Genomic DNA, 6,014 nt, shown 5'->3' with positions numbered 1-6,014 from the left:
CCGACCAACGCCAACACCCCATCCTCGGCAAACCCGACAACCCAAACCAACCCAACCCACAAAACAAACCCACCCCCACCAGCAACGACGAAAACACCACGCGCCCAAACGATCCCGGAACCAAGCAACCGGAAAGCCCGGCCGACCCCTCGTCGCCCGCCGATCGACCGACGGCGCCCTCTGCACAGCCAGAGGAACAAGCCGCGCCGCAGCCCGAAGTAGCCGAACAGACCGCACAGCCGAACTCGTCCGGGCCGATCGCCGGTGGCCTCGAGGGCATCCTTCGGCATTTGCAGAAAACCGTCGCGACGGCATATATGGAGCTCCAAGGTGTTGCGAACTCCGATCCCATTGCCGAGGCACTGGCCAATGCGCCTACCGCGCAGTTCGGAAGGCTTTTCGGTCAGCTCCGAACGACCCAGCAAGCAGCCCTGATCCTTCGCTACCGACGAGGAAAGTCGGAAACCGAGACGGCGCAAGTGCTGAACACGGTCGCGGCACCGGCCAAAGCTCTCGGAGATGTAGCGACACGGACGTTGACGGCGGGCGCGGTACGGCGACTGGCCCGTTCAGTGGCCACCGAATGCGGTGTACCGAATACAAATGACAACCTGACTCCGAATGAAATCAAAATTCTCAAACTGCTGACACAGGGGTTGACAGCCAAAGAAATTGCCGAGACCGTCGGTAGTTCCCCGAGGACGGTTACCGGGGTGACCGATGGAATTATCATGAAGTTCGGCACGGCGAACAAGGTTGCGGTCGTAGCGGAGGCGATTCGCAGAGGGGTTTTGGATGTCCTCCATCTTCCGTCGACGGTTCGACAGAATCCAATAGCGCTCGCATCGGATGAGACCACCGTACTGATCATGAACGCGAAGGGGATGACGCGTGAGGCGATCGCAGAGACGCTGACCGACTCGTGGGCGCGGCAGGTCTCGCCTGGCCAGGTGAAAGCCATCATGGATAGAATCGGCCGGGCGTTCGGAATTCCCGCTGGAGCCGGAAGTCTCGTACCAGTTGGCCTGCGGGAGGGAATCATTGATTTCACTGGTCCAGAATGGTCGAGATGGAACACGCCAGACGATGCGGAAAAAGAGCTTTCTGGGCGCGAAATCACAGTATTGGAATTGCTCGTCAGGGGCATGACGAATCCGATGATCGCGAAGCAACTACACGCATCCGTCGGCTTCGTCGCAACCTGCCGCCACCGGATATACAGGAAGCTCGGGGTCTCGGCACAGGCCGATTTGAAGTCGGCAGCCCGATATCGCGGCATCGCGATCGATGATGGGCCGCAGTACGTTCGCCCAATATTGAACGGTCGCCAAATCACGTTACTTCGCTTGGCGGCCACGGGGATGACGTACGACGATATCGCCGCCGACCAAGAAATAACGGCCGGAGCCGTCAAAATCTCCTTTATCAGAATCCGCAAGAGACTCGATTCCGCCGTCGGCGAGGACTTGGTGCGCGCGGCACGCGACAAAGGTATCGACCTCGGTATCGAGACCCCGGCAGATGCTTCCGTACCCGCTGACGACGAGTCGCCGACCGGTACGCCTGCAGAACTTTCGCAACCGACGTCGGCGGCACCTTCCGCGGAACAGCGGTTCGTGGACTGGTTCCGCGGACGAAAAGCAGGTCAGGGGCAAAACCTGGCCGACTACATGAAGATGCACCACTTACTGCCATCGCAGGTCAACCGGTGGCTGTCGCGCGCGGGACTCGAATCGACCGAGCCGTCCTCACCGCTGCCGACGCAATTCCCCAGCCCTGTCGGTATGCAGGCGCCTGCCTGGCTGGCCGCTGTGCGCCGCTACCTCGGCGTACCCGCCGAGCAAATAGACGAACTGATCGGCGCGCCCACGGGAACCTGGCAGGCAGCCCAACGAGGGCGAAGCGACCTCGAGATCGCCCATGTCCGCGCACTGCTGCGCCGAGTCCCCGGCGCCCGTGCGGCATATCCGGACGCCGCGCGACTCTTCCCGGAACTATTGACGGCGACCGGCCGGGCCGCCTATCCCGAGGGATACGAACTGATCGGTAAATATTTCCAATTCGTCCGAGATTATCACAACAATGTAATCGGGGAATTCTTTCTGGCAACCAGAGAGTTTGACAAACACGATATATATTCACGGCCCAGCGTGGCCGCTCTGGGAACATTCAGTGCGAATGAATACTATCTTATCGAGCACGACAGAGTCCATCCTTCGAAAGATACCGTCGACAGCTTGATGGCTGTAATGCCACCGCCACACGGTGTTACCAGAGACGACCTTTCCGAATGCTACTCCGAGTTGCCGCGGGAATCGTTGATATTCCCGGGCACATCTGCGACAGAATCTTTCGGCGAATATCTGAGATACTTCCGAGGAGTCAACAATCTTGCGCGGGGGGAAGCCGCTGGGATATTCGGCCTCTCCGGGCACGCCGTGCATATGCACCAAACCGGTGGAACTCAGCAGGTCGAAGAGCTGCAGATGCTGCACCACTACGATCACGTGCTGCACAAGGCGGGCCCCTGGAACGATCTCGCCGCGGCGTGGGGCTATACCTATCGAATGAACCCCGCGGGAGAGACGGATCCCGACGCTGCTGAATATAAAACTCTGTACGAGTGGATCCGGGCGGAACGCCTGTACCGTCGGATGACATTGACACAGTTCGACGCGCAGGTCGGCAGCGCTGGGCTCTGGCGTAACCTCGATTCAAAGGGATATACCCGACGACTCGTCACTATCCGAAAAATTCGCGACAAGCTGGGCATTCCGAACGAAACAGTTACAGCTGTAATTACGAACCACTATCGACGCTCAAATCTTCCCGCCGTAGATACAGCCGACGACCGACTCATCTGGGATCTCATCGCGGCACCCGTCGGATCCCCTGAGGAAGAGGCTGCGCGTAATCCACTGGTCGAAAAATATGCTTGGATCGCGACAGCAGCAGCCAACCGCTGGCGAAATGCCGATGAGTACGACGATCTCGTCCAACGCGGTCTCCAGGCGATCATTGTCGCCACGGGATATATCGTTCCGGGAACCAGCTTCCCGAAGCTTGCCTGGTCTCACGTGAACTTCAAAATGCGCGACGCTTATGTCGAGAGCAGGCAAGCGGATGCGAACAAGGAATCCCGCGAGTTACTCCGCACGGTTAAGGCATACATTGGTCAGTACGCCAACGACAACCACCGGGAACCGGATAACGACGAGATAGCGGCAGCGACAGATCTCACCATATCCGAGGTAATCGAGGCGAGAGACATCCTGAGGCACGGGATGGACTCATTGGATGCGCCGATAACTGAATCCGGCATGGACCTGCACGATCTTCCGGCTCAGTCGATATTTGTGGGCAGTGATCACCCCTCCTTCGGCGATCCGCAATTCGACGAGGCCGACAATTCACAATTCGAGGATGCCGTCGCGGAGGCACTTGCGGACCTGCCCGATTCCGCTCGCGCCAAGGAACTGGTCATGCTCCATTTCGTGGACGGCTGTCCGCTCGGCGAAGTAGCGGAGCGGCTCGGGATCGCACTACCGGCGGCGGAGCAGCTACGCGATCAGACGATCGGACGGCTCCAGACAGCATTCGCCGACCGCTGGCACCTCCTGGGCGGGACGGCGACACCGCAGAATCAGAATGACGCCACCGATGACACCCGCACCGAACCGGACAACCGCGGCGCAGAAACCACCGCACAGCCCAACGAAGTACAAGGGACTACTGGCCGTCGCACCGGCGGACTCCCGGCCAACCCACTGCCGCCCGGGGTCGAGCTTTTCCACGACACCGACCCCAACCCGCTCGACGAGCACTTCCCGCACACGGGCTCGGCGAACAAACGACGAAATCTCAACAATGAGATCCTCGAATTCCACCACCAAAACAACGGTGACGACCACCGATTCTGGGACCAACCCGAACCTGCACCCACCCCCGACACCCAGCCCGGAACAACCAACGCCGCCGCATCGGCCGCGACCGGGGGCCCGCTGCCGGTTGGCAATGCCGCTCCGGCAGGGGTGTCGATCGTGTCGGTCGAGGATCGCTTTCTGGAGTGGTGCCGGGCGCGACTGAGCGACGAATCCGGGCAGCCGGGGCAGAATCTCGCCGATTACATCGCCATGCATCACCTGGAGATGGGGCAGGTGAGGCGCTGGTTGACCAATGCGGGCCTCGACGCGACCGCTCTCGACAACATCGCGTCCGAACCATTCCCGGTCCCAGTCGGCAGCGACAAGGCGGTTTGGCTGGCGGCAGCACGCCGCTACCTTGCGGTGTCCCCGGAGCGGATGGACGAGTTGCTCGGCGCCACCTCGGGCACATGGCAGGCCGCCGAACAGGGGCAGAACGAGTTGGAAATCGCGCAAGTGCGAGCCCTGCTACGCCGCGTACCGGGTGCCCGGGATTGCTATCGCGGCGCCGCCGCGTGCTACCCAGGCCTACTCGACGCTGACGGAAAACCGGAATACCCGGAAGGCTATTCCGCCGTCGGCGAATACCTTCGATACCACCGCAATTCGGAAGGTTTGACACAGCGCCGGTACGCGGAACTGACCGGAAGTTCCAAGCTCAGCGTCACCGACCGGGAGACCGGGAAAAAGAAGCCTTCCCAGGCGGCGCTGCTGTCGATCGCGGCGGCCCTTCCATTCCCGCACGGCGTGACTTACGAAGAAATCGCCGAGAACTTCCCGTACCTGCCGAGGGCGACGCTGCTTTTCCCAGCCTTCGCGGCCACCACATCGTTCGGCGAGTACCTGCGTTACTTCGGGCGGCTGAACCATCTCGAGAAGTGGACTGTGGGAACAGTTCTGGAGCTCCCGAATTCAACCGTGCGCGACCACTACAACGACGCCAGCGAAACGCTCGAAGATCTCGTCGTGCTGGATTTCTATACCCGCGGTCTGCACCGCGCCGGACCGTGGAACGACCTGGCCGAAGCGTGGGGATACAGCTATCGGATGGATCGCGGCGGAGAGACGATTCCCGATCCGGCCGAATATGATTTGCATAATTGGGTGAAGGCAGCACGCCTGTATCGCAGATTGCCCCAGCACGAATTGTCCGCACTTACCGGGCAATCGCAATCGTCGATCAGCCAATTCGAGACCGGCTCCAGACCCGACGTTACTTTCCTGCGCACGCTGCGCGATGCACTGGATATCCCCAACGAGGTGCTGGTCGAAGTGCTTCGGCGGCATTACTCGCACGACGTCCCAGCGGGCGACGCGACCGAGGAACAGTTGTTCTGGGAATTGATCGCCACCCGTCCGGGGTCCGACGACGAGAAGAATATCCGCGGCCGAATCTGCGAAAAGTACGTATGGGTCGCGCAGACCATGGCCAAACGCTGGCGTATTCCGGGCGAGCAATTCGACGATCTGCGGAATATAGCCTTTGCGGCGATTCTCGTCGCCACCAAGAACTTTGTCCCGCCCGGCGATTTCGCCCCAGCGGCCTGGTCGGCAGCACATCACGCCATACGCAGGGCTTTCTTCGAATACCTGTATCCGAAAGTGGACCGGGAGACGCGGCATCAGCTGATGCGCGTCCAGGAGTATGTCAGCAGACGTTCCAGCGCGACCATGACCGAATCCGATGTCGCCGAAGTCGCGATGGCGCTGGACCTCGATCCGGCGGAAGTCACCGAGCTACTGACGGTGCTAGGTTACCGAGAGATCCGGACCGACGAGCCGATCAAAGGTAAACGAGGTACCCACACCCGCGAGTTCGCCGATCAAAGGGCCGAACTGCCGTTCGACATGGCGGACTTCATGGACGTGCTGAGCACGGCTGTAGCCGACATGCCCGACTCGGATCGAGTCCAACAGGTCATGGAGTTCCTGTTCGTCGACGGCTACACCGAAGCAGAGATAGCCGGAATGCTGCGGATGAAACTCGCAACCGTCCGGCGCATGAGCGCTGCGGCCATCGAGAGGCTGCGCATCACCGTCGAGCGAGACAACCTTTCCGACCGGCCCGACGAGTCGCGAGTAATCGGCCCA

The 6,014-nt window shown here is 60.7% G+C and carries 1 protein-coding gene; it reads left to right on the top strand.

All coding sequences use genetic code 11. The features are described from left to right. Positions 1–6,014: sigma-70 family RNA polymerase sigma factor (locus NP3_RS45640; RefSeq protein ID WP_157125006.1), on the top strand; the 6,014-nt coding region annotated here is incomplete at both ends.

Origin of the sequence: Nocardia pseudovaccinii NBRC 100343, from assembly GCF_001613225.1 — a bacterium.
Classification (GTDB): Bacteria; Actinomycetota; Actinomycetes; order Mycobacteriales; family Mycobacteriaceae; genus Nocardia; species Nocardia pseudovaccinii.
The sequence above is the reverse complement of the archived record's forward strand: the minus strand, read 5'-3'. Positions and strand labels throughout refer to the sequence as shown.